This window comes from Alishewanella aestuarii B11, assembly GCF_000280055.1.
Classification (GTDB): Bacteria; Pseudomonadota; Gammaproteobacteria; order Enterobacterales; family Alteromonadaceae; genus Alishewanella; species Alishewanella aestuarii.
In genome coordinates this window covers 34,381-60,143 of sequence record NZ_ALAB01000005.1, presented here as the reverse complement: position 1 = coordinate 60,143, position 25,763 = coordinate 34,381, and the positions used below count along the sequence as shown (strand labels likewise).

At 52.6% G+C, this 25,763-nt stretch carries 24 protein-coding genes; 12 read left to right on the top strand and 12 right to left on the bottom strand.

Annotation, left to right across the window (positions count from 1 at the left end):
• Nucleotides 1–16: 16 nt before the first annotated feature.
• The 4 genes from pstA to AEST_RS03155 form a co-directional block, all read right to left on the bottom strand.
• A complete protein-coding gene (gene pstA, locus AEST_RS03170) occupies nt 17–1,384 on the bottom strand; it encodes a phosphate ABC transporter permease PstA (protein WP_008607006.1) in 1,368 nt (455 codons plus the stop codon).
• A gap of 6 nt (nt 1,385–1,390) precedes the next feature.
• On the bottom strand, nt 1,391–2,785 hold the full coding sequence (gene pstC / locus AEST_RS03165; RefSeq protein WP_039925044.1) for a phosphate ABC transporter permease subunit PstC: 1,395 nt from the start codon (nt 2,783–2,785) through the stop codon (nt 1,391–1,393).
• Between the two features lie 127 nt (nt 2,786–2,912).
• The gene (locus tag AEST_RS03160; protein ID WP_008607000.1) at nt 2,913–3,941 is read right to left on the bottom strand and encodes a substrate-binding domain-containing protein; all 1,029 of its coding nucleotides are present in this window, start codon (nt 3,939–3,941) and stop codon (nt 2,913–2,915) included.
• A gap of 90 nt (nt 3,942–4,031) precedes the next feature.
• Nucleotides 4,032–4,700, bottom strand: coding sequence for a hypothetical protein (locus tag AEST_RS03155; RefSeq protein ID WP_008606998.1), 669 nt, complete (start codon nt 4,698–4,700; stop codon nt 4,032–4,034).
• Between the two features lie 171 nt (nt 4,701–4,871).
• Here AEST_RS03155 and folM point away from each other — a divergent pair, with 171 nt between their 5' ends.
• The gene (gene folM, locus AEST_RS03150) at nt 4,872–5,609 is read left to right on the top strand and encodes a dihydromonapterin reductase (protein ID WP_008606997.1); all 738 of its coding nucleotides are present in this window, start codon (nt 4,872–4,874) and stop codon (nt 5,607–5,609) included.
• A gap of 93 nt (nt 5,610–5,702) precedes the next feature.
• Here the strand turns inward: folM and AEST_RS03145 are convergent, their stop codons facing one another.
• On the bottom strand, nt 5,703–5,993 hold the full coding sequence (locus AEST_RS03145; protein ID WP_008606996.1) for a high-potential iron-sulfur protein: 291 nt from the start codon (nt 5,991–5,993) through the stop codon (nt 5,703–5,705).
• A gap of 303 nt (nt 5,994–6,296) precedes the next feature.
• Between AEST_RS03145 and AEST_RS03140 the strand changes: the two genes are divergently transcribed.
• Nucleotides 6,297–7,535 carry a DUF819 family protein gene (locus tag AEST_RS03140; protein ID WP_008606994.1) on the top strand — a complete coding sequence of 413 codons (1,239 nt, stop codon included), beginning with the start codon at nt 6,297–6,299 and terminating at the stop codon, nt 7,533–7,535.
• Between the two features lie 71 nt (nt 7,536–7,606).
• Here the strand turns inward: AEST_RS03140 and typA are convergent, their stop codons facing one another.
• Nucleotides 7,607–9,442, bottom strand: coding sequence for a translational GTPase TypA (gene typA / locus AEST_RS03135; RefSeq protein ID WP_008606992.1), 1,836 nt, complete (start codon nt 9,440–9,442; stop codon nt 7,607–7,609).
• 362 nt (nt 9,443–9,804) lie between these two features.
• Between typA and glnA the strand changes: the two genes are divergently transcribed.
• The 4 genes from glnA (at nt 9,805) to glnG (ending at nt 14,425) form a co-directional block, all read left to right on the top strand.
• Entirely contained in the window at nt 9,805–11,214 is a 1,410-nt protein-coding gene (glnA, locus tag AEST_RS03130) for a glutamate--ammonia ligase (RefSeq protein ID WP_008606990.1), read from the top strand.
• A 133-nt stretch (nt 11,215–11,347) separates the two neighbouring features.
• On the top strand, nt 11,348–11,878 hold the full coding sequence (locus tag AEST_RS03125; RefSeq protein WP_008606989.1) for a DUF4124 domain-containing protein: 531 nt from the start codon (nt 11,348–11,350) through the stop codon (nt 11,876–11,878).
• 76 nt (nt 11,879–11,954) lie between these two features.
• Complete coding sequence (glnL, locus tag AEST_RS03120) at nt 11,955–13,016, top strand: nitrogen regulation protein NR(II) (protein ID WP_008606987.1); 1,062 nt, start codon at nt 11,955–11,957, stop codon at nt 13,014–13,016.
• Entirely contained in the window at nt 13,013–14,425 is a 1,413-nt protein-coding gene (gene glnG / locus AEST_RS03115) for a nitrogen regulation protein NR(I) (RefSeq protein WP_008606986.1), read from the top strand. The genes glnL and glnG overlap by 4 nt, the downstream gene beginning before the upstream one ends.
• A gap of 20 nt (nt 14,426–14,445) precedes the next feature.
• On the opposite strand, the gene AEST_RS03110 is transcribed toward glnG, so the two are convergent.
• Complete coding sequence (locus AEST_RS03110) at nt 14,446–14,934, bottom strand: Spy/CpxP family protein refolding chaperone (RefSeq protein WP_238534552.1); 489 nt, start codon at nt 14,932–14,934, stop codon at nt 14,446–14,448.
• A gap of 141 nt (nt 14,935–15,075) precedes the next feature.
• On the opposite strand from AEST_RS03110, the gene AEST_RS03105 reads away from it, so the two are divergent.
• From AEST_RS03105 to AEST_RS03095, 3 genes are read left to right on the top strand one after another with little or no spacing between them, the layout of a single operon-like run.
• Nucleotides 15,076–15,774 carry a response regulator gene (locus AEST_RS03105; RefSeq protein ID WP_008606984.1) on the top strand — a complete coding sequence of 233 codons (699 nt, stop codon included), beginning with the start codon at nt 15,076–15,078 and terminating at the stop codon, nt 15,772–15,774.
• Nucleotides 15,771–17,132 carry an ATP-binding protein gene (locus AEST_RS03100; RefSeq protein ID WP_008606982.1) on the top strand — a complete coding sequence of 454 codons (1,362 nt, stop codon included), beginning with the start codon at nt 15,771–15,773 and terminating at the stop codon, nt 17,130–17,132. Before AEST_RS03105 ends, AEST_RS03100 begins: the two co-directional genes overlap by 4 nt.
• 24 nt (nt 17,133–17,156) lie before the next feature.
• Nucleotides 17,157–18,194 carry an alpha/beta fold hydrolase gene (locus tag AEST_RS03095; RefSeq protein WP_008606981.1) on the top strand — a complete coding sequence of 346 codons (1,038 nt, stop codon included), beginning with the start codon at nt 17,157–17,159 and terminating at the stop codon, nt 18,192–18,194.
• Here AEST_RS03095 and AEST_RS03090 read toward each other — a convergent pair.
• Nucleotides 18,191–18,655, bottom strand: coding sequence for a tRNA (cytidine(34)-2'-O)-methyltransferase (locus AEST_RS03090; RefSeq protein ID WP_008606980.1), 465 nt, complete (start codon nt 18,653–18,655; stop codon nt 18,191–18,193). The genes AEST_RS03095 and AEST_RS03090 overlap by 4 nt on opposite strands.
• 101 nt (nt 18,656–18,756) lie before the next feature.
• On the opposite strand from AEST_RS03090, the gene AEST_RS03085 reads away from it, so the two are divergent.
• Nucleotides 18,757–20,634 carry a putative bifunctional diguanylate cyclase/phosphodiesterase gene (locus AEST_RS03085; RefSeq protein WP_008606979.1) on the top strand — a complete coding sequence of 626 codons (1,878 nt, stop codon included), beginning with the start codon at nt 18,757–18,759 and terminating at the stop codon, nt 20,632–20,634.
• On the opposite strand, the gene gpsA is transcribed toward AEST_RS03085, so the two are convergent.
• From gpsA to AEST_RS03065, 4 genes are read right to left on the bottom strand one after another with little or no spacing between them, the layout of a single operon-like run.
• Nucleotides 20,627–21,637, bottom strand: a complete 1,011-nt coding sequence (gene gpsA, locus AEST_RS03080) for an NAD(P)H-dependent glycerol-3-phosphate dehydrogenase (RefSeq protein ID WP_008606978.1) — start codon at nt 21,635–21,637, stop codon at nt 20,627–20,629. The genes AEST_RS03085 and gpsA overlap by 8 nt on opposite strands.
• On the bottom strand, nt 21,637–22,125 hold the full coding sequence (gene secB / locus AEST_RS03075) for a protein-export chaperone SecB (protein ID WP_008606977.1): 489 nt from the start codon (nt 22,123–22,125) through the stop codon (nt 21,637–21,639). The genes gpsA and secB overlap by 1 nt, the downstream gene beginning before the upstream one ends.
• A 16-nt stretch (nt 22,126–22,141) precedes the next feature.
• Nucleotides 22,142–22,399 (bottom strand): glutaredoxin 3, encoded by a 258-nt coding sequence (gene grxC, locus AEST_RS03070; RefSeq protein ID WP_008606976.1) that lies wholly within the window; start codon nt 22,397–22,399, stop codon nt 22,142–22,144.
• A 2-nt stretch (nt 22,400–22,401) separates the two neighbouring features.
• Nucleotides 22,402–22,827: a rhodanese-like domain-containing protein gene (locus tag AEST_RS03065; protein WP_238534551.1), complete on the bottom strand. Its 426-nt coding sequence runs from the start codon at nt 22,825–22,827 to the stop codon at nt 22,402–22,404.
• 202 nt (nt 22,828–23,029) lie between these two features.
• Here AEST_RS03065 and gpmM point away from each other — a divergent pair, with 202 nt between their 5' ends.
• Together gpmM and AEST_RS03055 are read left to right on the top strand one after the other, a co-directional pair.
• Entirely contained in the window at nt 23,030–24,574 is a 1,545-nt protein-coding gene (gpmM, locus tag AEST_RS03060; RefSeq protein ID WP_008606973.1) for a 2,3-bisphosphoglycerate-independent phosphoglycerate mutase, read from the top strand.
• Nucleotides 24,574–25,713 carry a murein hydrolase activator EnvC family protein gene (locus AEST_RS03055; protein ID WP_008606967.1) on the top strand — a complete coding sequence of 380 codons (1,140 nt, stop codon included), beginning with the start codon at nt 24,574–24,576 and terminating at the stop codon, nt 25,711–25,713. The genes gpmM and AEST_RS03055 overlap by 1 nt, the downstream gene beginning before the upstream one ends.
• Nucleotides 25,714–25,763 lie beyond the last annotated feature (50 nt).

Below are 25,763 nucleotides of genomic sequence, written 5' to 3'. Positions count from 1 at the left end.
TTAGGCGGGCCAACTGTTACCAACGCACTTCAAAACGACGACGTAACCAGATTGCCAGACCATTTAAGGTCAGCATTAATCCCAGTAACACAATAATGGCGGCTGAGGTTCTGGCTTCAAAGAAATTCCGCAGCTCATTACCCTGCCATAAATAAATCTGTACCGGTAGCGCCGTAGACTGTTCCATCGCGCTGGACGGCACTGAAGCGACGAAGGATTTCATGCCAATTAGCAGTAAAGGTGCACTTTCACCCAGCGCCTGGGCGACACCGATAATGGCACCGGTGAGGATGCCTGGAATCGCCAGCGGTAACACATGGTGAAATACCGCCTGAGTTTTTGACGCCCCCAGGCCTAAAGCTGCCTGACGAATTGACGGCGGAATAGCTTTTAACGTCGAGCGGGTCGCAATAATCACCGTGGGTAAGGTCATCAAACTCAATACCAGGCCACCAACAAAGGGGGCTGACATCGGCAGATTAAACCAGCCGATAAAGATCGAGGCACCCAGTAAACCAAATACAATAGAAGGTACAGCTGCCAGGTTGTTAATATTAACTTCCACCAAATCGGTAAACTTATTTTTGGGTGCAAACTCTTCCAGATAGATTGCCGCCGCCACGCCCATAGGTACCGATAGCAGGATAACAATCAGCATCATATACAGTGAACCCATAAAGGCACCGGCTAAACCGGCCGAGGCCAGTGAGCTGCGTGAATCAGGGTTCATAAACAGGGCCCAGCTAAAGCGATTCTGAATCACGCCTTCCGCTTTCAGACTTTCAACCCACTCCCGCATCTTTGGACTTAACTGCTGCTTCTCATCCGGTAAGCTGCGATCGATATTGCCTTTTAACCAGACATCAATATTGGCATCGGTTAATAAAAACAGCTTTTGGGTTTGCCCGATAATAGCGGGGTTAGCAATAACTCTATCCCGCAGCGCAAAACGCTCGCCTGAGGTCACAATACGCGCCAAATCCCGCCGATGCTGCGCGCCGTCCGGAATCACCTTTAGCAGGGCATCCTGAATTAAGCGGTTAAAATTGACCATCCCGACTTCAGAGCGCCAGGCCAGATGCCGTTGCTCAAAAGCCTGTGGCGATTCGCCGGCCTGCAGCACCGGTTGTTCACTGATCTTGACCACTGCCGGGTCAAAGTGGATCTCCAGCTCAATACCATGCTGCCAGAACGCCGGTAAGCCTTTAGAGAAGATATTGATAAAGAGTAAGGCGACTAACAGTAAGCTGATGCCTACCGCCGTCATACCGGCAAAACGAAATAGCTTTTCCTGACGGTGCCTTTTCTTTAATGAGCGCACTACCTGCTGCTGTACCGGGCTGGCGCTATAAGTTGAAGACGCAGAAGTCTGCACAGTTTTCATAAGCTATTACTCGTATTGTTCACGGTATTTACGGACGATCACCAAAGCGACGATATTCAGTAACAGGGTAATCACAAACAAGGTTAAACCGAGCGCAAAGGCCACTAATGATTGCGGGCTGGCAAAATCATTATCACCTGTTAACTGGTTCACAATGGTTACGGTTACCGTCGATACGGCTTCAAAGGGGTTCGCAGTTAACGACGGGCTGTTACCTGCCGCCAGCACTACTATCATAGTTTCACCAATGGCGCGGCTGGCTGCCAGTAATACGGCGCCAACGATCCCAGGCAATGCTGCAGGTAGTACTACCTTGCGGATAGTTTCGGACTTAGTCGCACCCAAACCTAAGGAGCCGTCGCGCAGCGCTTTGGGTACCTGAGTAATAATGTCATCAGATAATGAGGAGATAAAAGGGATAATCATAATTCCCATTACCACACCGGCAGTCAGGGCAGAGGTAGCGCGGATGGTAAGTCCCAGCATCTGCCCCAAATCGGCTAAATAGGGCCCTACCACCACTAAAGCAAAGAAGCCATAGACAATGGTCGGGATACCGGCCAATACCTCGATAATAGGTTTTACGGTGTCACGCACCTTTTTCGGCGCATACTCGGCCATATAGATAGCCACCATTAAACCTAGTGGAATCGCCACTAATAACGCAATACCGGCGACCAGCATAGTGCCTGATAACAATGGTAATAAACCAAAGCTGCCCTGACTCCCGGTCAGGGAGCCGTCGGCAACACCAGCGGTGGAGAAACGCGGATTCCAGGTGGTACCAAAAAAGAAATCGCTGGGCTTAATAAAGCTAAAAAACTTCAGCGTTTCGCCAACCATCGACAGCACGATACCGATAGTGGTTAAAATTGCGATGGTTGAACAGATCAGTAAGGTCGCCATTAAGGCTTTCTCGACCTGATGCCGGGCGCGTAATGACGGCCGGATTTTCTGATAACTGACCAGCAAACCCAAAGCACCGATAATAAACATCAGCGCCGTTAGTAACAGCGTACTTTTTTGCTGCAGCGCGGTCAGATAATTAGCCGCACTAATCTCCCAATCCGCCGCTTCGCTTAATACCGCAAAATTGGTGGCAAGATTGCTGATACGACGCAGTAATACCTGAGCCTGCTCACCGCTGTCCAGTATCTCAGCAGGTAAGGATGCCAACACCAGTTGCTGGATCACTGCCGGCGAAAACCAATTCCACAACAGCATCACAAACAACGGCGGTAGTACCGCCCAAAGCCCAACCATCATGCCGTAATGATGGGGCCGTGAGTGCAGGCTGGCACTATTCTGGCCACCAGCCAGTTTACGGCTGCGCTGCATGCCTAGCTGATAGGCTACCGCCAGCAATACCAGCAAAATAATTATAAGTGACAAGTTATTCATCAGTGCTCCGCTACTGATCGTCAGATAATCCACTGATACTAGCTTAAAGTATCAAGATTGCACTTTTATGACAAAGTGACGCAAACGAAAAAAGGCGCCCTAAGGCGCCTTAGCGTAATATCGGATATTACAGAGATTTTTTGCTGCGGATAGTTTGCAGAACTTCAGCACGCTCAGCATCAGCCAGTGGGATCAGACCTGCAGCTTCCAGTGGACTACCGAAGCCTGAAGTCGCTTCAGACACGTGGAACTCAGCATATTCCTGCAGACCTGGGATCACGCCGATATGCTGGCCTTTTACATAGAAAAACAGCGGGCGAGATACCGGGTAAGTACCCGCGATAATGTTATCGATAGTTGGTACGATACCGCTTACGGTAGCCACTTTAATACGGTCACGGTTGCTTTCATAGAAGCTTAAACCGAATACACCGACTGCATCTTTCTGGGCCTGTAAACGGGCCAGAGTTTCAGTGTAGTCACCAGCGATTTCAACTACACGGCCGTCAGTACGCATCGCTAAACAGAAGTTATTCTGGTCAGCAGATGGCATGGCTTTTACTTCTGGCAGCGTCTTACAACCGTCCAGAATCACTTTCTCTTCATATACTTCACGGGTACCGTGGTTTGAACCAGGGATAGCTAACAGAATTGCCTGATCTGGCAGTGACTTGTCGATTTGTGACCAGCGAGTGTATGGGTTAGCAACCATCTGGCCATTTTGTGGTACCTGAGCGGCCTGAGCCAGGAATACGTGCACCGGCTGCAGAGCAAAAGTACCGGCATCAATGCGTGACGCAAAGACGATACCATCGTAGCCGATCTTCACTTCGATAACTTCTGTCACACCATTGGCTTTACAGCTGTCCAGCTCGGCAGGACGGATAGCGCGTGATGAGTTAGCGATATCAATAGTGTTAGTGCCAACGCCCTGACAGAATTGACGTAAACCACCGCCAGAACCACCTGAACCAACAACCGGTGTTTTGAACTGAGCAAAGCTGTTACCAAACTCTTCAGCAGCGATAGAAGAGAACGGCAGTACAGTTGATGAACCGGCGATTTGAATAGTATCGCGGGTAGCTTGCGCCTGAGCGGCAAAGCTCAGTGATACGGCAGTGGCCAGAACCAGTTTAGTTAAGTTTTTGATTTTCATTTAATCATTCCTCAAAGTGGACGTTTCAATTTGTACGGGCTTAGTCTGCTTGCTTTTTATTTCAGCAATATGACAATAGAAAACTTTTTCTCAGTTAGTGCGAAATTGTTGCCAGCCACGCTCTAACTCCGCGGCCAGCGCAGTCAGTTCTTCTGCCGCCTGCGACGACTGACTGGCGCCCTGATGTAATTGCTGGCTGGCTTGATGCATGGCCGCAATGCCAGACACAAAGCGGCCGGCGGTTTGCTGCTGCTCGGTTGCCCTGGCCTGCTCAACACTGTCTTTGGCTTGTACATCGGCCTGTGCAATGCTGGAATCATTCAAAATTTTGATGAGCAGCGCATCATCACCGACAAAGCCTATCCAGTCCTGATAATGTTTAACGGCTTTGGCAAAGGCCGCATCCAAAGCCGCAAAGGCCTCTTCATCCGTCGGCGATTTTATCGTACGCTGCTCACTAAAACCTTGCCATTGCGTCGCAGCTTCAGCCAGTAGCGCCTGCACGCTGCTACGGGTCGCCTCGGCCGAAGACCAGCCGGATTTATATTGCTGCACCTCGCTAAACGCCTGCTGTTGCAGAATTTTTTGACTTTGCATAACACCAGTCAGGATCGCCAGGTGCTCATGATACAGGCGGTTAAACAGCTGGTCCTTGCTGTTAGCGGCCTGAAAAGATGCCACCAAAACCAGCAGCAACAAACCCAGGGGTACCAGTCCCAATACCAGCACCCGGCTGGCGATGGTAGAGAAATTAAACATAGTGAGGACCTGCATCGGAGTGAAACTTGCGGCAACTTAACAGCTAAGTGTGTCTTTTTTATGACAGCAGCAATCCTTACGCAGGGATCCACGGCAGTAAGCGTAAAGTATATACTTGCTGCTACGCCTGCCTGACCGTCAAAACGTCAGGCAATTAACCAAGGATTTCCTATGCATAAACCCATTATCGTCATCACCGGAGCCGCGCAGCGTGTTGGCCTGGCACTGGCGTTAGACCTACAACAGGCCGGTTATCAGGTGGTGGCCAGCTACCGTAGTGAGCGACCGGGGCTGGCACAACTTAAAGCCGCCGGCGTGCTAACCTACCAATGCGATCTGACCGATCTAAATAGCCTGGCGGATTTTATCAGCCAGCTGCAGCAGCTTGGTCCACTGCGGGCGCTGATCCATAATGCCTCGGACTGGCGCAAGGATCCGCCGGCAACTGCAGACTCCTTGTTGGCGCAACTGCAAGCAGAAGCAGAAAGCTTTGATTATTTGCAGCAAATTCATGCCCGTACGCCCTACTTGCTTAACCGTGCGCTGCAGCCACAACTGCAGCTCAGTGAGCAGGCCGATATTATTCAGCTGAGTGATTTTGTAGCCAGTGTTGGCAGTAGCAAACATATTGCCTATGCAGCGTCCAAGGCCGCGCTAGAGAACCTGACCCTGTCTTTTGCCCGGCAATTTGCACCAAAGATTAAAGTTAATACCATAGCGCCGGCGCTACTGATGTTTAATGCCGGTGATGCCGAGGAATATAAACAGCAGGCTTTGCAAAAGTCGTTGTTACAGTGTGAACCCGGGGCACAGGAAGTGGTAACAGCAGTACGCTATATTCTGGACAGCCGCTATCTGACCGGACGGGTACTGGCGCTGGATGGCGGCCGGCATTTAAATTTACCCTGAGTTTCGCGTAAACCCCAACGCAACACTGAAGTTTAGACGCGGCGCACACAAAAACGCCGGCAGCAGGCCGGCGTTTATCCTCAAGGCGTTAGCTTAAACCTTTTTCACCCAGGCAGCACACCAGCCTTCTGAGGCGACTAATTTGCCCGGGAAAATGGCGCAAGGCCGCCATTCCTGGCCATCTTCACCCTGAATCAGGTTACAGTTACTGCATTTCTGACCTTCCACTTCCGACTTGTGGGTATAGCGCATCGCTGCCGCTAAAGGGTCATCCAGCTTTAATTGCTCAGCGGCAAAGGCTCTGAGCGTGACACCGCCCAGCGTCATACCAATGACGGTACCGGCTGAGATTTTGAAAAAGTTACGACGGTTAATATTATTCATTCGAACACTCCTGCATTGTAGTAAGGGCCGCTGGCCGTTGCCGGCTAACGCTGGTCTGCCCTGATTATCATACTGAGGATCCGTCTTTGCGGATTTGATAAGTATCAACTTAAGTTCGGCTTTTTAACCATAACAGCTATAGCGATACCCGGTGTAGGGTAGCAGACAATGGCCCGGGCTGCGACCAGGCGGGACAGCTACGCGGCAGAAAGATTGCCAGCTGTGGCCTTTTTACGGCACACTAGCAACACCCCAGCGCCTGAACTCGCTCTGGCGCCCACTTCTGACTTATAAGAATAATATATGCAAGAAACCACTGTTTTGATCACCAACGATGCCGTCGTTCTTGGCCTGCTGGCGCTGATCCTGGGGCTGGTGTTTTATACCAGTCACAGTGCTAACCGCTACTGTAAAGCTTTTTATCGTTATGTCCCTGCCCTGCTGCTTTGCTACTTTATTCCGTCACTGCTAAACAGCTTTGGCATTATTGATGGGGAAGGCTCGGCCCTGTACAAGATGGCATCGCGCTATTTATTACCGGCCAGTCTGGTATTGCTGACGCTGAGTGTCGACTTTAAAGCCATTATTGGCCTTGGCCCGAAAGCGCTGATTATGTTTCTTACCGGCACCCTGGGGATTATTATTGGCGGTCCACTGGCACTTTTGATGCTGGGTAGCCTGTACCCGGAAGCACTGGGCGGTGATATCTGGCGTGGCATGAGTACTATCGCCGGTAGCTGGATTGGTGGTGGCGCCAATCAGGCCGCGATGAAAGAAGTGTTTGAAGTTGATGGCAGCATTTTCTCGGTGATGATTACCGTGGATGTCATAGTGGCTAATGTCTGGATGGCGGTGCTGTTGCTGATGGCCAGTCGCGCCAGCTATTTCGACCAGAAAACCGGTGCCGACACCAGTGCTATTCGTCATCTACAACAGAAGATCGAGAATTATCAGGCTCAGCATGCGCGCATTCCGACCATGCATGATCTGATGCTGATCTTTGCCGTCGCCTTTGGCGTGACCGGTTTTTCACATTTAATTGCCGATATCGTTGCGCCCTGGATTGGCCGCGAAGCACCGGTGCTGGCAGACTATAGCCTGGCCAGTACCTTCTTCTGGCTGGTGGTGGTAGCCACCACCGTTGGCCTGATCCTGTCCGCAACCCGGGTCAGACAACTCGAGGCAGTAGGCGCCTCTAAAGTCGGCAGTGCTTTTTTGTATATCCTGGTAGCGACTATCGGTATGCATATGGATGTGACCGCCATTTTAGACTATCCCCTGATGTTTGTAGTCGGTATCGTCTGGATGGCCTTTCATGCCGGCCTGATGTTACTGGTAGCGAAATTGATTAAGGCACCGCTGTTTTATATGGCAGTGGGCAGCCAGGCGAATGTCGGTGGCGCGGCGTCGGCACCGGTGGTCGCTGCCGCCTTTCATCCATCGTTGGCGCCGGTGGGTGTACTGCTGGCGATCCTCGGTTATGGCCTGGGTACCTATGGCGCCTATCTGTGTGGCTTATTACTGCGGATGGTGGCACCTTAAAGCCTTGTTATTAGCACCGATAAAACAAAGCCCCGCGTTAAGCGGGGCTTTTTTATGTCACAGCAAAGCGCTTACTCTGACTGACGGCTGGCGCGTTTACGCTCGTTCTCGGTCAGGTGCTTTTTGCGAATGCGGATCGATTTTGGTGTGACTTCAACCAGTTCGTCGTCATCGATAAATTCCAGTGCGCTTTCCAGCGTCAGCTTGATCGGTGGCGTCAGGGTTAAGGCTTCGTCGGTGCCGGCAGCCCGGATGTTGGTCAGCTGCTTACCTTTTAAACAGTTAACGGTCAGGTCATTGCTGCGGCTATGAATACCGATAATCTGGCCTTCGTACACTTCGTCAGCATGGCTGGTAAACAAGCGGCCACGCTCCTGCAGCGTAAACAGCGCATAAGCCAGCGCTTTACCGGTCGCGTTAGAGATCAGTACGCCGTTGTTACGCTGACCGATGTTACCGCCTTTAAAGTCACCGTAGTGGTCAAAAGTATGGTACATCAGACCGGTGCCAGAAGTCAGCGTCATAAACTCGGTACGGAAACCGATTAAACCGCGGCTTGGCATCACGAAGTCCATCCGGATCCGGCCTTTGCCATCCGGTTGCATATCGGTCATTTCGGCCTTACGCTCACCCATCTTCTCCATGATTGAGCCCTGATGCTGCTCTTCCACGTCGATGGTCACTACTTCAAACGGTTCCTGCTTCACGCCATCGACCATTTTCATGATCACTTCCGGCCGTGATACCGCTAATTCAAAGCCTTCGCGACGCATATTTTCAATTAATACGCCCAGGTGCAGTTCACCGCGGCCTGAAACCCGGAATTTATCGCCGTCTTCGGTTTCTTCTACTCGCAGTGCCACGTTATGCTTCAGCTCGTTGTTCAGGCGCTCCAAAATTTGGCGCGAAGTGACAAACTTACCTTCTTTACCAGCAAACGGCGAGGTATTGACCTGGAAGGTCATGGTTACGGTCGGTTCATCAACCTGTAACGCCGGTAAAGCTTCAACCTTACTTGGGGCACAGATGGTATCAGAGATTTTCAGCTCACCTAAACCGGTAAAAGCCACGATATCCCCAGCGGTGGCTTCCAGCGTTTCATGCCGTTCTAAGCCTAAATAACCGAATACCTGACCAACCTTACCGTTACGCTTGCTACCGTCCGCGCCAACAATGGTGACCTGTTGGTTTGGCTTTAAAGTACCGCGTTTAATCCGGCCGATACCAATAATACCCAGGTAGCTGGAGTAATCCAGTTGCGATACCTGCACCTGAGTTTCACCTTCCAGCTCAACCTTTGGTGGCTCAACATATTTCACGATGGCTTCGAACAGATCGGTAATATCGTCTTTCTTCACATCGGCTTCTAACGATGCCCAGCCATTTAAGCCTGAGGCATATACAATTGGGAAATCCAGTTGCTCATCTGAGGCACCCAGATTGTCGAACAGATCGAATACTTGATCGATAACCCAGTTGACCCGTGCACCCGGCTTATCAACTTTGTTGATGACTACGATTGGCTTTAAACCGTGGGCAAAGGCTTTTTGCGTCACAAAGCGGGTTTGTGGCATTGGGCCTTCAACGGCATCAACCAGCAGTAATACCGAGTCTGCCATAGAGAGTACCCGCTCTACCTCACCACCGAAGTCGGCGTGGCCAGGGGTATCCAGGATATTGATCTGATAGCCATTCCAGCGTACAGACGTATTTTTTGCCAGGATGGTAATACCCCGCTCAGATTCCTGAGCATTGGAGTCCATGATCCGCTCCTGCAGCTTGGCGCGCGAATCCAGGGTACCGGATTGCTGCAACAGCTTATCAACCATAGTAGTTTTACCGTGGTCAACGTGGGCGATAATGGCAATATTACGAAGCTTGTCGATGGATGACGCTGTGACGCTCATGAATAACTATCCTCTGTGTGGCACTAGATGACCAGAATGACCACCAGGCGAACGCAAATAAAAACTAAAGGGCGCATATTCTACTCTGTTTTCGCGCCGAAACAAAAAACTCCTGCAAGCATTTCGGTATTTTTTTTCGGCAGCCCCTTTTCGCCGCCGATAATTGACTACACTGAAACGGGTTAGCTTTAGCACCATTATGAAGCGCTTGCGCACCAAGTTGGTGCAACACTAAGGCTTGGCGCAGCAGCCTTGCAAATTAAACCAATTAAATACAACACCTTAAGATATTGGCATATATCTGGCATTTAACAGGGCAACCAACCGGATATTTGCTCAAAATGGGTCACTTGGAGGAATACATGTCTGTAGAAAACGTACTGAAATTAATCAAAGAGAACGAGGTTAAATTTGTTGACCTGCGTTTTACCGATACTAAAGGTAAAGAGCAGCATGTAACGGTACCGGTCAGCCAGATCTCAGAGAGCACCTTTGAAGACGGCAAGATGTTTGATGGTTCTTCTATCATGGGCTGGAAAGGTATCAATGACTCAGACATGATCCTGTTACCGGACCCAACCACTGCCGTGCTGGACCCGTTTTTTGAAGAAACCACGCTGAATATCACCTGCGACGTCATTGAACCAAGCACTATGCAAGGTTATGACCGCGATCCACGTTCTATCGCCAAACGTGCCGAAGACTATCTGAAGTCAACCGGTATTGCCGATACCGTGCTGTTTGGCCCGGAACCAGAATTCTTTATGTTCGACGATATTCGTTTCGAAACCAATATGTCGGGCTCATTCTTTAAAATTAACTCTACGGAAGCCGCCTGGAACTCAGGTACCGCTTACGAAGAGGGTAACAAGGGCCACCGTCCGGGCGTTAAAGGCGGTTACTTCCCGTTACCACCGGTAGACTCAGGCCATGACATCCGTAGCGCCATGTGTATGGTGCTGGAAGAAATGGGTCAGGTAGTCGAAGCTCACCACCATGAAGTCGCCACTGCCGGTCAGAACGAAATCGCGACCCGTTTCAATACCTTAACCAAAAAAGCCGATGAAATTCAGCAGTTAAAGTATGTGATCCATAACGTGGCACACCTGTATGGCAAAACTGTTACCTTTATGCCAAAACCACTGGTTGGCGATAACGGTTCAGGTATGCACTGTCACCAGTCACTGGCTAAAGACGGCGTCAACCTGTTTGCTGGTGATAAATATGCCGGTTTATCTGAGCTGGCGCTGTACTACATTGGCGGTATTATCAAACACGCTAAAGCGCTGAACGCCTTTACTAACCCGTCAACCAACTCGTACAAGCGTCTGGTTCCGCACTTTGAAGCCCCGGTGATGCTGGCTTACTCTGCCCGTAACCGTTCTGCGTCAATCCGGATCCCGCTGGTACCAAGCGCCAAAGCCCGTCGTATTGAGTGTCGTTTCCCGGATCCGGCCGCTAACCCATATCTGGCCTTTGCTGCCCAGTTAATGGCCGGTATTGACGGTATTCAGAATAAGATCCACCCAGGCGATGCGATGGATAAAGATCTGTACGATCTGCCAGCAGAAGAAGCAGCTAACATTCCACAGGTTGCTACCTCGCTGGATGAGGCCCTGAACGAGCTGGATAAAAACCGCGCCATCTTCACCAAGGGCGGCGTAATGTCAGACGATATGATTGATGCTTACATCGCTATCAAGCGCGCCGAAGCCCGCAAAGTATCGATGGCAGTACATCCACTGGAATTTGAACTGTACTACAGCGTTTAAGTAAATGGCGGCAAGCCAGCGTTACTAATTCCTTAGTATTAAAACAAAAAGCTCACTCCGGTGAGCTTTTTTTGTAGAAAAGTTAACGCTTTCCAGCTAAAGTTAATCTGATCGTCAGGATGACATTTTAGGCATGGTAACCATGAAACTGCGGACACTGCTACTGCTGATAACTTTACTTGCGCTGCACGGCTTCGTAGCGGCTCAGGAAAAACGTATCTATGTGACCCGCGATGCCAATGGCGTAGTGATCTTCTCCGATAGTCCAACCCCCGGTGCCGAAGAAATTACCCTGACTGTGCGCCCCAATCTGATGGATCCGGTGGATACCCGGATGCCAGATAAAAAGCCCGCCGAACCCGAACCTTTTAAAGTCAGTATTATCCAGCCGGAAGAGCAAGGTACGGTGCGCGACAACACTGGCTCAGTTTATATTGAAGGCCGGATCACACCGCGTTTTCAACGCGGCTTCAGAGTGCGGCTGGTATTCGACGGTCTGGCTTATGGCGAGCCACAAAACAGCGCCGTCTTTGTACTACGCGATGTTGACCGCGGCGCCCATACTATTCAATTAGAACTCCTCGACCAAAACGGCAAGCTAATTGCAATAAGTCCTGTCACAACCTTTTATTTGCATCGGGCCAGCGTAATTTCACCAAATTAGTGCAAAGCCAGTGTAATCCGACTTCAGTCGGGCTAAACTGCCGCTCAAAAGCACCGATTTGGTGCAAAGGAGGGGTATGACAGCACACGCAAGCAGCCAGGGCTTGACCGAGCAGCTCACCACTGCAGTACTGGTGTTGGATAGCCAGTTACAGATTTGTTATTTCAATACCGCCAGCTGTGCGGTATTAGGGCTGGGCGAAAAACGTCTGGCGCAACATTATTTTCCGGCCTTATTCCAGCATCTGGATTTAAAAGCCAGCCACTTACACAATGCTTTATTGCACCGCCAATCCTTTAGTGTTGGCGATGTACAGGCGGTGACTATCGACGGCCGCCTGTTACTGCTGGATATTGCGGTAACCCTGCTGGAGCAGGAACAGCCGCAGTTGTTGCTGGAACTGCGACAAGTCGAGCAGCAGCGCAAGATTAGTATGGAAAATTTGCAACAACACCAACATCTGGCTGCCCGCGAGCTGGTACGCAATCTGGCACATGAAATTAAAAACCCGCTCGGCGGCCTGCGTGGCGCGGCACAATTGCTGGAAGAGTCGCTGAATAACGAACAAAAAGAGTACACCCAGCTAATCATTGCCCAGGCCGACCGCTTGCGCAATCTGGTGGACCGCTTACTGGGCCCGTACCGGCCACCGCAGCGTATCCTGAGCAATTTACATCAGATGGCCGAGCAGGTACTGCAACTGGCGCAAATTGATAATCCAGCGCCGATCCGCTTTCACCGCGACTATGATCCCAGTATTCCGGATTTTTACTTTGACCCTGAGCTGTTACAGCAGGCGCTGCTGAATATCGTGCGTAATGCCCAGCAAGCATTGCAGGACGGCGGCGATATTACGTTGCAAAGCCGTATTCTGTCGCAGCACACCCTGCACGGCAAAAGATACAAACTGGTCGCCTGTATCAAAGTGATTGATAACGGGCCGGGGATCCCGGCGGAGATCCGCGATACCCTATTCTATCCGATGGTCAGCGGCAAAGCCGGCGGCACCGGCCTTGGTCTGTCCATCGCGCAAACCCTGATCCATCAACAACGTGGCTGGATCGACTGCGAAAGCTGGCCCGGTCACACCGCCTTTATGCTTTATCTGCCAATTTCAGACTATGAGGAAGCACCATGAAACAGGATGTCTGGATCATTGACGATGATAATTCTATTCGCTGGGTACTGGAAAAGGCGCTGAGCCGCAGTGCCATTGACTGCGAAAGTTTTGCCTCAGCCGATCTGATGTTACAGCGGCTGGAATATGAACAGCCGGCGGTCGTGGTATCCGATATCCGGATGCCGGGTACCGATGGGATGGAACTGTTAAGCCGTTTACAGCAACTGAGCCCGGAACTGCCGGTGATCATTATGACGGCGCATTCGGATCTGGACAGTGCGGTCAACGCCTTTAAACGGGGCGCCTTCGAGTATCTGCCGAAACCCTTTGACGTGAACGATGCCGTCAGCCTGATCAGCCGCGCGCTGGAGCACAGCAAAAACCGGCGCGCCAAACAGCAGCCGGCAGCACCGCTGCTCAGTACCGAAATTATTGGCGAAGCGCCGGCGATGCAGGAAGTGTTTCGAGCCATCGGCCGCCTGGCCCGTTCCAGTATCAGTGTGCTGATTAATGGCCAGTCCGGCACCGGTAAAGAACTGGTGGCGCGGGCGCTGCATAAACACAGTCCACGGCATGAACAGCCTTTTATCGCGCTGAATATGGCCGCAATCCCGAAGGATCTGATCGAGTCTGAGCTCTTTGGTCATGAAAAGGGCGCCTTTACCGGTGCCCAGAATGCCCGTAAAGGCCGCTTTGAGCAGGCCGATGGCGGAACCCTGTTTCTGGATGAAATCGGCGATATGCCGCTGGACGTACAAACCCGGCTGCTGCGGGTGCTGGCCGATGGCCAGTTTTACCGGGTCGGAGGCCATCAACCGGTAAACGTCGATGTGCGGATCATTGCCGCGACCCACCAGGATTTAGAGCAACTGGCGGCGCAGGGCAAGTTCCGGGAAGACTTATTCCACCGCTTAAATGTGATCCGTATTCATCTGCCGTCCCTGAAAGATCGCCGCGAAGATATCGGTAAACTAGCACGACATTTTTTACAGCAAGCGGCGACCGAGCTGAATGTGGAAGCCAAAACGCTAAGTAAGGAAGCTGAGCAGGTGCTGACCCGGCTTGACTGGCCGGGCAATGTGCGGCAACTGGAAAATACCTGTCGCTGGTTAACCGTGATGGCCAGTGGCAAGCATATCGTGGTGGCGGACTTACCGCCGGAATTACTGCAGCAACCGAAAACTCAGCCAAAGCTGAGTAGCGCGGAGGGCCATACCGATTGGCAAAGTTTATTAGCAGCCTGGGTTAGCGAGCGCCTGGCAGCGGGTCAGGATAATATTCTGGACGAAGCCGCACCGGCCTTTGAGAAAATTGTACTGGAACAGGCGCTGCGTTATACACACGGCCATAAACAGGAAGCGGCCCGCAAACTGGGTTGGGGCCGCAATACGTTAACCCGCAAGCTGAAAGAGCTGGGGGTAGAATAGCTGCCTGAGCGGGTTGACGTTTAGCCCGCGTTCGCCGGCTGCCGGGCTTTGCGTTCTTTACGCTCGCCCGAATGCTGACGCCATGGTTTGCCCTCGCCGCTTTGGCGTTGGCTACGCAGCTCTGCCAATTGCTGCCGTTGTTCCGGCGTTAAAATCTGATGGATTTGATGCTGTAACTTTAAGCGCGCTAACTGGTGCTGCTCACGCTGCTCTGCACGCTGTGCCAGCAGTTGTTGCGCCGCCAGCTCGTCAAACTGTGGCGCGTCCAGCAGCTGTTGCATGGCTTCTGGATTACGCTGTTGTTGCCGGGCTTCGCGATGTTGCTGCATCAAACTCTGGATTTGTGCCCGCTGTTCAGCACTCAGATCCAATTGCTTTAATGGCAGCATAGTGCGCTCATGCCGCTGTCCCTCACCCTGCCAGCCTTTGCCAGGATGCGCCAGCGCCAGTGGGCTGCTTAACAGTAATACAGTACTTAAGGTCAAAATTAAGGTATTCGTTTTCATCATCTGCACTCCGCTTGGTTGACGCTTTCAGTTTAGCGCCGCTATTGCAAAGCAACGCAAAGCCAGCGTAAAGGTTCTGTAAAGGCCCTGACATTGCCCAGTCAAGCACGTAAACTGCAATTGTGATCACCTTTGAGGTATAAGATGCCGAAAATTCTGATGATTGACGACGATGTTGAGCTGACCCGCTTAGTGGCGGAGTATCTGGCATTAGATGGCTTCGAGTTTCTGGCAGTGCATGACGGCGAGCAGGGCCTGCAACAGGCCGCCAGTGCCGGTTGCGACCTGATCCTGCTGGATGTGATGTTACCCAAACTGGATGGCTTGTCCGTTCTGAAAGCGCTACGCCAGGGCCCCTACTGCCCGGTACTAATGTTAACGGCACGCGGTGACGATATTGATCGCATCCTCGGTTTAGAGTTGGGAGCCGATGACTACCTGGCTAAGCCCTTTAATCCACGCGAACTGGTAGCCCGGATCAAAGCCATTCTGCGCCGGATCGAATTATTACAGCAAGACGCGCCGCAGCAAGCCAGCGTGTTGGAGCTGAATGCCGTTAAACTCAATAGTCAGAACCGTCAGGTCAGCTGTAATCAGCAGCCGGTCACACTCACCGCGACGGAATTTCAGATTTTGGAGCAGCTGATGCGCCGCGCCGGCGAAATTGTCAGTAAGGATGAATTAAGCCGCCTGGTACTGGGGCGGCGGCTGCAGCAGTATGATCGCAGTCTGGATATGCATATCAGTAATATCCGCAAAAAGCTGGCGCAACATAGCGACAGCGAAAAAATCCAGACCCTGCGTGGCAGTGGCTATTTATTTCTGACGCAGGGTAACGGATGAACTGGCAACACTTAAACCCGTTAAACTCGCTGGCCGGCCGGATCTTCCTCTGGTTCTGGCTGGTATTGCTGTTGACCGTGGCTTTAACTTTAGTGCTGTCGCGCCAGCTGATGGAAGATACCGAGATCCGGCGGCTACCACCCGGGGTGATCCAGCAACTGCAGCAACAGCTACAGCCCTTGCGGCAAAGTCAATCCGCTGCTGAGCTGCTACAGCGCCTGGCCGCGCACGGCGAAGCACGCTGGGTGGTGGTGCAAACGGCGGATAATCAAGTGCTGACGCCGACACTGCTACCGCGCAACTTTAACCAGAACTGGCTGGCTGAGCTAAATCAGCTGAACCGGCCACGCTTGCTACGCCACAATAATACTCATCTGGCCGGCCCCTTTATGCTGCAGCTTGGCGAACAGCAACTGGCGCTATATCAGCTACGGCAACGGCCGGCGCAGCCCTGGTGGCGCCTGAGCAGCCTGTCACAGCCGCTGCTGATCCTGCTGCTGGTGCTGATCTCCGCGGCCGCCAGCTTTGCGTTAGCCATTTCAATCTCGCGGCCACTGCGCGAGCTGGTGCAACAAAACCTGCAATTTGCCAGCGGCAAACTCGATAGCCGGGTGCAGCGGCTGGCCAGACGCCCGGATGAATTGGGACAACTGGGCCGTAGCTTTAATACCATGGCTGAACAAATCAGTGCTCTGCTACATAATCAGCAGCGGCTGATGCGGGATATCTCGCATGAGTTGCGTTCGCCGCTGGCCAGAGCCCAACTGGCAATAGCGCTGAGTGAACGCCAGCAGGATCTGCAGCAGTTGCCGCGCTTAAAAAGCGAATTGGAACGGCTGGAAGCCATGCTGGATGAATTACTGACCTTCAGTAAGCTGGACGCCGGCCAGTATCAACTGGAGCGCCACCCGCTGGATTTGGTCGCTCTGGCCGAGGAAGTACTGAGTATTAATCAGCTGGAAGCCGATGCCAAACAACAACAGCTGGTGCTGCAGGCTCCCGAACAGCTATGGCTGGAAGGCGACAGCCGTTTGCTGGGCCGGGCACTGGAGAATATTGTCCGTAATGCGATGAAATACAGTCCGTCCGGCAGCCAGATTAATTGCACCATAAAGGTGCATGACACTCAGGCACAGCTGAGTATCAGCGATCAGGGCCCGGGCTTGGCCAGTGACCAACTGGAGCAAATTTTTCAGCCGTTTTACCGCGTTAGCCACAGCCGCGATAGCCAAACCGGCGGTACTGGTCTGGGGCTGGCTATTGTGGCCCAGATCATCCGCCAGCATCAGGGGCAGGTCAGCGCCAGCAATGTCAGTAGTGGCGGTTTGCAGATTAATGTTACACTGCCCCTTACCTGAACCAAGCCGTTACCCTGTCTGCCGATGACTCAAGCTTTTCCCGATATTCAGCAACTGGCCACTGAAACCGACCTCAGTGAGCACTGGCAAAGCCGCTTGCTGCCATTCTGGCAGCAGCTGCAGCATGGCGTTTTAAGCGGTAGCGGCGATGTGCCACTGGCCTATAGCTATCATCGTAACCCCGCCGCCAGCACGGCCTGGGTGATCAGCAGTGGCCGCATTGAAACGGCGATTAAATACAGTGAATTGATGCTGGAACTGGTTAACGCCGGTTACAGTGTTTATATCATCGATCATCGCGGTCAGGGCCGCTCTGGCCGCTTACTGGCCGATCCGCAACCCGGTTATGTCGAGAGCTTTGCGCATTATCAGCAGGATCTGGCACAGTTTTTACAGCACATCGTCGAGCCTGGCGGCCATCAGCGGCATCTGCTGCTCGGTCACTCTATGGGCTGTGCCATCGCAGCGGGTTTACTCACTGCTGAGCCCTGGCAGCGCTGGTGGCGTTTTTTCGATGCCGCGGTCTTCTGCTCTCCGATGTTGGGGATCCATAGCGGACCTGTGCCAACCCGGGTCGCTGAAGGCCTGGCGCTGGCTTATTGCCGCAAGCTCAGAGCTGAGCCAGCAGCTCAGGCTGGCTATTTCCCAGGCCAGCAAGCCTATCAGGCCAAGCCTTTTGCCGGTAATGATTTAACCTCCAGCCCGGCGCGCTATCAGGCGCTGCGCGATTGCTATCAGCGTGAGCCAGAGTTGCAACTGGGCGGTGTCAGTTGCCAGTGGCTGGTGCAGGCGATCCTGGCCATGCGCCAGCTCAGGCGGGATGTAGTACATTGCCAGACCCCGCTGTTATTGCTACAGGGCAGTGCCGATAAGGTGGTGGCCAATGGTGCACAACGGCAGTGGTTCGATGCACTGCCCGCCGCTTTACCCAAGGCGCTGTATAGCCTGAATGGCGGCAGGCATGAGCTGTTAATGGAGCAGGATGCGATCCGCCAACAGGTGCTGGCGGCCATTAATCAGTTTTTACAGCAACTAAGTCATGGCAGCGAAAAGGCCCTTTAAAGTCCGCCCGGATATCCCAGCTGCCGCCACGCCTCATAGCTGACAATAGCCACACTGTTCGACAGATTCAGACTGCGGGCGCCCGCCTGCATCGGGATCCGCAATTTCTGCTCTGCCGGCAGACTATCGCGTACACTGTCCGGTAAGCCACTGGTTTCCGAGCCAAACAGCAACACATCGTCCGGCTGAAAGCTAACCTGATGATAAAAGCGCGTCCCCTTGGTAGTGATCGCAAAAATCCGCCGCCCCTGCATGGCGCTTAAAAACTGCGGATAATCCGGATAACGGCTGACATTGGCCAAATCATGGTAATCCAGCCCGGCCCGCCGCAACTTTTTTTCTTCAAAATCAAAACCCATTGGCTCGATAATATGCAAGCGGCAGCCATTGTTGGCGGCCAGACGGATAATATTGCCGGTATTGGGGGCGATTTGTGGCTGAAATAGCGCCAGATGTAACATTCATTAAGCTCCGGTTTTTATTTCGTGTTAGCTCTTGTCCTGTAGGTAACAAAGCAACTATATTTAACAGTGGTTATTAATTGAACAAGGAATGTGTGCCCATGCTGTTGCTCACCCCGGGCCTTTGGTTATTGTTGCTGAGCTGGTCTTTCCCCGCTGCCGCCGAACAAAGTGTTATTGAAGGCAGTTTCTTATTAACGCTGGCGGCACTTGGTGTACTCAGCCTGGCGCTGGCCCTAACCTGGCTTAGTTTAACACGCCGCAGCCGCGCACTGGATGCCCAGCGCCAGGATTTTCAGCAATTACTGGCCGAGACCCCGGGTGCCATCGCTATTCTGGATCGCAATCTGGCAGTACGAAATGCCAGCAGTTCGTTAAAAAGCCTGTTAAAAGAGCAGGATAACAGCAGTGTCAGTATCAGTTTGCCGCTATTTGCCGATGCCGATGGCCAACATGCACTGGACCTTACGCTGAAACAGCAACTGCGACAGCAAGGCTTTTGGCACGGCGAAGCCTGGCTTAAAAACGAACGTCATTGTGAGGCCTTCAAGCTAAGTATCCATACCTTGCGCCAGCAGAGCAGTAAAGAACCGCGCTATATGTTGTACGGCCAGAATATCACCCATCTACGTAGCCAGAGTGCGCGGCAACAACAGCAAGTGTTACGTGATGACAGTACCTTACTTCCGAACCAACTGTTGTTTACTGAACAATTACGGCAGGCAATCCTAAGCTGTGACGAACATTACCCCAGTGTCGCCCTGCTATTAGTCCAGCTCAGGACCAGCCCGACCGCCACTATGGATGCCACCCCTGATGAGTCTCAGCTCATCGAAGCGGCAAAACGTTTACAACTGCTGGTATCCGATAAATTAGTGCTGGCACGCTATCAAAGTGACTGCTTTGCGATTCTGGTGCCACCGCATCTGTGCCAAACCAACAGTACCATCCTGCTTAATCAGCTGGCACATAAAATTATTGCTGGCTTCCGACAAGCTGATCCTGATGCTGCTTACGCTAATCTGAGGTTAGCAATAGGTATCAGCTGCAGTCCAAATGATGGTGAAGATGCGACCAACTTAATCAACAGTGCGGAGCGGGCACTACGACTGGCCAGCCAGCAGCAGGACCATGCTCTTTGTTTTGCCGACAGTGGCAGCCAGCAGCAGGCACCGGATTATCTGGCACTGGAAAGCGAGCTGTACCGCAGTGCAGCCCAGGGAGAGTTTGAACTGTTTTATCAGCCCAAGTTTAGTATCAGCAGTAACCGAATCGCTGGTTTCGAGGCCTTATTGCGCTGGCCCAGCCCGCGTCGCGGCATGCTGCCACCACCGACCTTTCTGCCGCTGGTTGAGGAAACCGGCCTGATTATCAATCTGGATCGGCTGGTATTTCGCAAAGCCTGTAAACAAGTTAGTTATTGGCAACAAACCGCGCTGATGCGCGGCCGGCTGGCACTGAATATTTCAGCCCAGCAGTTTGCCCAAACCGATTTCATCCGTTTTATGCAGGATACGCTCAGCGAGTTTGAGCTGAGCGCCAGTTTGTTTGAGCTGGAGCTACCGGAAGCGATTTTTAATCACCCGACTATCTGGCTGCGTGAGCGCTTACACAGCCTGGAGCGCATGGGGTTCCGGGTCCTGCTCGACAATTTCGGTGATGGTATAGCATCGCTGAATCAGCTAAGACAATTTCCGTTACACGGCGTCAAACTGGCACCCTCGCTGGTGCGTTATATTGAGCAGCAGGAACAACAACGTAATATCTGCGCCACCCTGATCCGATTAGCGGGCTATTTGCAGTTGGATGTGATTGCCACCAATATCGAAACTGAAATGCAGGCGTACCTGCTGCATGTGATGGGCTGCGACTGTCAGCAAGGACATCGCTTCAGCCGGGCGGTGCCGGCTGAGGATATCGGACAACTATTACTAAAAGAAAATCAGCTGCTGAATAATCAGCGGCAGCTGGCTAACTGATCTCGTCTTTACGCTCGCGGCCCAGTAGATCCTGGGCTGCCAGCTTGACGTTTTTCCCTTGATATAACACCTGATAGATCTGCTCAGTGATCGGCATTTCAACGCCAACCCGCTGCGCCAGATTAAACACCTCTTTGGCGTTACGGAAACCTTCCACCACCTGACCGATCGCCTGCATCGCCTCTTCGACCCCTTTGCCCTGCCCCAACAGCAAGCCAAAGCGGCGGTTACGTGACTGATTATCGGTACAGGTTAATACCAGATCACCCAGCCCGGCCATACCCATAAAGGTATCCTTTTGCGCGCCCATGGCACAGCCAAGACGACACATTTCAGCCAGCCCCCGGGTGATCAGAGCTGTGCGGGCATTAGCACCGAAGCCAATACCATCGGCCATGCCGGCACCAATGGCGATCACGTTCTTCACCGCGCCCCCAAGTTGCACACCAATAAAGTCGCTATTGGTATAGACGCGGAAAGTACGGGCACAATGTAGCAGATCAGACAGCTGTTTGATAAAAGCCGGATCGGCAGAAGATAACGAGATAGCAGTGGGTAAACCAGCAGCCATTTCTTTGGCAAAGGTGGGCCCGGACAGAACCGCCAGCGAGACCTGCTCACCGAGGATCTCACGGGCGACATCCTGCAATAAGCGACCAGTTTCCGGCTCCAGACCTTTGGTTGCCCAGGCAACCCGGGCATCCGCAGCCAGTAAAGGCTTAATCTGTCGCAGGGTTTCAGCAAAGGCGTGGCTGGGCACCACTACCAGGATATCGCGGCTTTGTTGCACGGCATGCGCCAAATCCGCTGTCACTTCCAGGGTCGGCGGCAGTGGAATATCCGGCAGGTATTTCTGATTCAGCCGTTGCTGCTGCATCTGCGCCATTTCGGCAGCATTGCGGCCCCACAGCGTAATAGGGTTACCATTGCGGGCCAGACAAATGGCAAGGGCAGTGCCGTAAGACCCTGCCCCTAATACCGTGATCGCAGAAGCGCTGCTCATTAAGCGTTCAGTTGCTGAGTTTCGGCCTGACGCTGTTGCAGATACTGTGCAAATAAGGCGTCAAAGTTAACCGGTGCCAGATTCAGCTGTGGGAAGGTACCACGGTTAACCAGGTTAGACACCGCTTCCCGTGCGTACGGGAACAGAATGTTCGGACAGAATGCCGCCAGCATATGCGCCATTTGCGGCTCTTCTAAAGCACCGATAGAGAAAATACCTGCTTGTTGTACTTCACACAGGAAGGCAGTTTCTTCACCAACAGTGGTAGTCACGGTCAGTGACAGGATAACCTGATAAACATTGTCTTCCAGCTTTTCGCTGCGGGTATCTAAATCCAGTTTAACTTCCGGCTTCCACTCTTTGCGGAAAATCGCAGGGGCATTTGGCGCTTCAAAAGAAATGTCTTTTACGAAGATGCGTTGAATTGCAAACTGTAAACCCTGTGCAGCCTGTTCTGCTGCGATGCCATTGGCTTGTTGTTCTGCCATGATAAATCCTGTTTAGTTATGCTTGTAATAATGAATCGAGTTTGCCCTGGTTATCCAGAGCAACCATATCGTCACAGCCACCTATGTGCTGATCACCAATAAAGATCTGCGGCACTGTGGTGCGGCCATTCGCCCGGCTAATCATCTCATCCCGGCGCTCAGGGTGAAGATCGATGCGGATCTCCTGATAAGCCACCTGCTTTTCACGCAATAAGCCTACCGCTCTGACACAGTAGGGGCAATATGCTTTAGTGTAAATAACAACGTCTGCCATGCTTACCTCTTTGCTTTGACAACCGGCAAACTGGCACCGGTCCAGGCATTCATACCGCCCTGCAGCACTGAAACCTGAGTAAAACCTTGCTTAGACAGGGTTGCCGCGGCTTTTTGCGCACTGACACCCATCTGACACACTACTATAATGGGCGTATCTTTTTGCTTTTCAAGGCCAGACAACTGCAGATTAGCAATTTGCTCCTGCTTAACGTTCCGGGCGTCGGTAATATGCCCCTTGCGGAAATCGTCCTCACTGCGAATATCCAGTAGCACGGCATTTTCACGGTTCACTTTTAACGTCAGTTCGGTCGGGCTGACCGCTTTCACCGGTGACAATTTCGACTTTAACCAGCCACCGATAATCAGTACCACTAACACCAGCCAGATCATGCTGAGCAGCAGATGATTTCCAATAAATTCGATCATTTGGTCCATAGGGCAAAATTTCTTCTGGTTGAGATTAAAAACAGCGCTGAGTATACCGATTTTATCGAAAATCGACAGCTAAAAAACCGCTCAGCCGGTTAGTACCGGCGGCTAACGGCGAATCATCACTGGTGCAAAAGCAAAAAAACGGTAAGATAAGCGCATTATTCCACCACCTTTGTAATCTGTTAAGGGAGATGCTATGTCCGCACCGAAAAAACCCCTGGTTTTATTAATTCTGGATGGATGGGGCTACCGTGAGGAACAACAGCATAATGCGATCGCCCAGGCCAACACCCCGGTAATGGATGCCTTATGGCAACAGTATCCACACACCCTGATTTCCGGCTCTGGCCTGGATGTCGGTTTGCCTGACGGGCAAATGGGAAACTCCGAGGTTGGCCATGTCAATCTTGGCTCGGGCCGGGTGGTCTATCAGGACTTTACCCGCATTACCAAAGCCATCGCCGATGGTGATTTTTATCAGAATCCGGTGCTGGTGCAAGCGGTAGATGCCGCTGTCAGTCAGGGCAAAGCCGTGCATCTGATGGGCTTGCTGTCACCGGGAGGCGTGCATAGCCATGAAGAACATTTACTGGCAATGGTGCAACTGGCTGAGCAACGTGGCGCGACCCAGGTGTATCTGCATGCCTTTTTGGATGGCCGCGACACCCCGCCTCGCAGTGCCGCCGCCTCGCTGGCGCTGTTTGAACAGCACTTTGCGCAAAGTGGTAAAGGTCAGATCGCGTCCATTATCGGCCGTTACTACGCGATGGACCGTGACAAACGCTGGGACCGGGTAGAACAAGCTTATAATCTGCTGACGCAAGGTCAGGCCGCGTATCGCTTTAACTCGGCCAGTGACGCCTTGCAAGCCGCCTATCAGCGTGATGAGAACGATGAGTTTGTCAAAGCCTCTGCCATTTTGAATGCTGCCGGCGAACCAATTCACTTACAGGACGGCGATGCGCTGATCTTTATGAATTTCCGCGCAGACCGGGCCCGTCAGTTTACCCGCGCCTTTGTCGATGCTGATTTCAATGGCTTTGTCCGCCAGGCGCAACCGAAGTTAAGCCAGTTTGTGATGCTGACCGAATATGCTGCTGATATTGCGGCGCCCTGCGCTTACCCGCCGGAAAGTTTGAACAATGTGCTGGGTGAATGGCTGGCTAAGCATCAGAAAACCCAGCTGCGGATCTCCGAAACCGAAAAATATGCGCATGTGACTTTCTTTTTCAGTGGCGGTCGCGAAGAGCTGTTTGCCGGCGAAGAGCGGATCCTGGTGCCGTCACCACAGGTCGCCACCTATGACCTGCAACCGGAAATGAGCTCGGAAGAACTGACTGACAAGTTAGTCGCCGCCATTCACAGCGGTAAGTTTGATGTGATTATCTGTAACTATCCGAACGGCGATATGGTCGGTCATACCGGCATTATGTCAGCTGCGGTCAAGGCCGTTGAAGCGGTTGACCGTAGTATTGGCCGGGTGGTTGCAGCCTTACAACAGGTTGGTGGTGAGTGCCTGATCACCGCAGATCACGGTAATGCCGAACAAATGCAGGACCCGGATTCTGGCCAGGCCCATACCGCCCATACCAGTGATCCTGTGCCGCTGATCTATGTCGGCCGCCCGGCTACGGCAGTGGAAGGTGGCATCCTCAGCGATATCGCCCCGACCATGCTGCAGCTGATGGGTATGCCGATCCCCGCCGAGATGACCGGCAAAGTCCTGATGCAATTGCGTTAATGTCAAAGCGCTTGCCTTACCTGTTCGCAGGCTGTTTCTGGCTCAGCCTGCTGTCCACAGCCACGTCTGCCCAGCAGACGCCGCAGGCTGAGCGGGAATTACAGCAGCTACAGCAACAAATCAAGCAAACCGAGCAGCAAGTCCGGCAACAACGCCGTCAATTGCAACAGGCGGAGCAGCGGTTGCAGGCCGCAGACAAAGCCCTGGCGGAAGCCGCGCGTAAACTCAGGGACACTCAGGGCCGCCAGCAACGGCTGGAGCGGGAAAGTGCTAACCTGAACCGGCAGCAACAGCAATTGCAGCAACAACTGGCAGAGCAGCAGCAATTATTGGCTGAACAACTAAAAAGTGCCTACAGCCTTGGTCAGCACGATTACTCGCGCTTGCTGTTAAACCAACAGGATACCGGCAAGCTGGAACGGGTGCTGACCTATTATCAGTACTTTAATCAGGCCAGATTACGTCAGCTAGCTCAAATCAATCATACCGTCAGTGAACTGGAGCAGGTCAAACAGCAACTGGCCAATCAACAGCAGCAGTTACAAACCGAACTCAGTGCCCTGCAACAACAACAGCAACAACTGAGCGAAGCCCGCGGTAGCCAGCAGGCGTCCGTCAATGAATTGCAGGCGCTGTTAAAGCAGCAGGGTAATCAGCTTAGTTATCTGCGGCAAAACGAAACCACGCTGCAAAATACCATCAACGAACTACGTCGTCTGGCGGAGCGTAATCGCGATCTGTCAGGGCTGACCGCAGGTCGGGGCAAGTATCCCTGGCCGCTGCGTGGTCGGGTATTGCAGCGCTTTGGGCAAAACCGCCAAGGTGGCCTGGCCTCACGCGGTATCCTGATCCAGGGGGTAAGCGGTGCTAATGTGCAGAGCATCGCGGATGGCCGGGTGATCTACGCCGACTGGCTAAAAGGCTATGGCTGGGTGATTGTGGTTGACCACGGTAAAGGCTTTATGAGCCTGTATGGCCATAACCAGAGTTTACTGAAGCAGCCCGGTGACAATGTGCGCGCCGGTGATGCCATTGCTCAGGTTGGCGCCAGTGGTGGTCAGGCAGACCCGGGGTTGTATTTTGAAATCCGGGAAAAAGGCGAAGCGGTTAACCCGTTAAATTGGCTGGGCGCACAATAAAAAACTTGCACCCGACTAAGGCTGTCCTATAACCTGAATGGGTGAGGTTA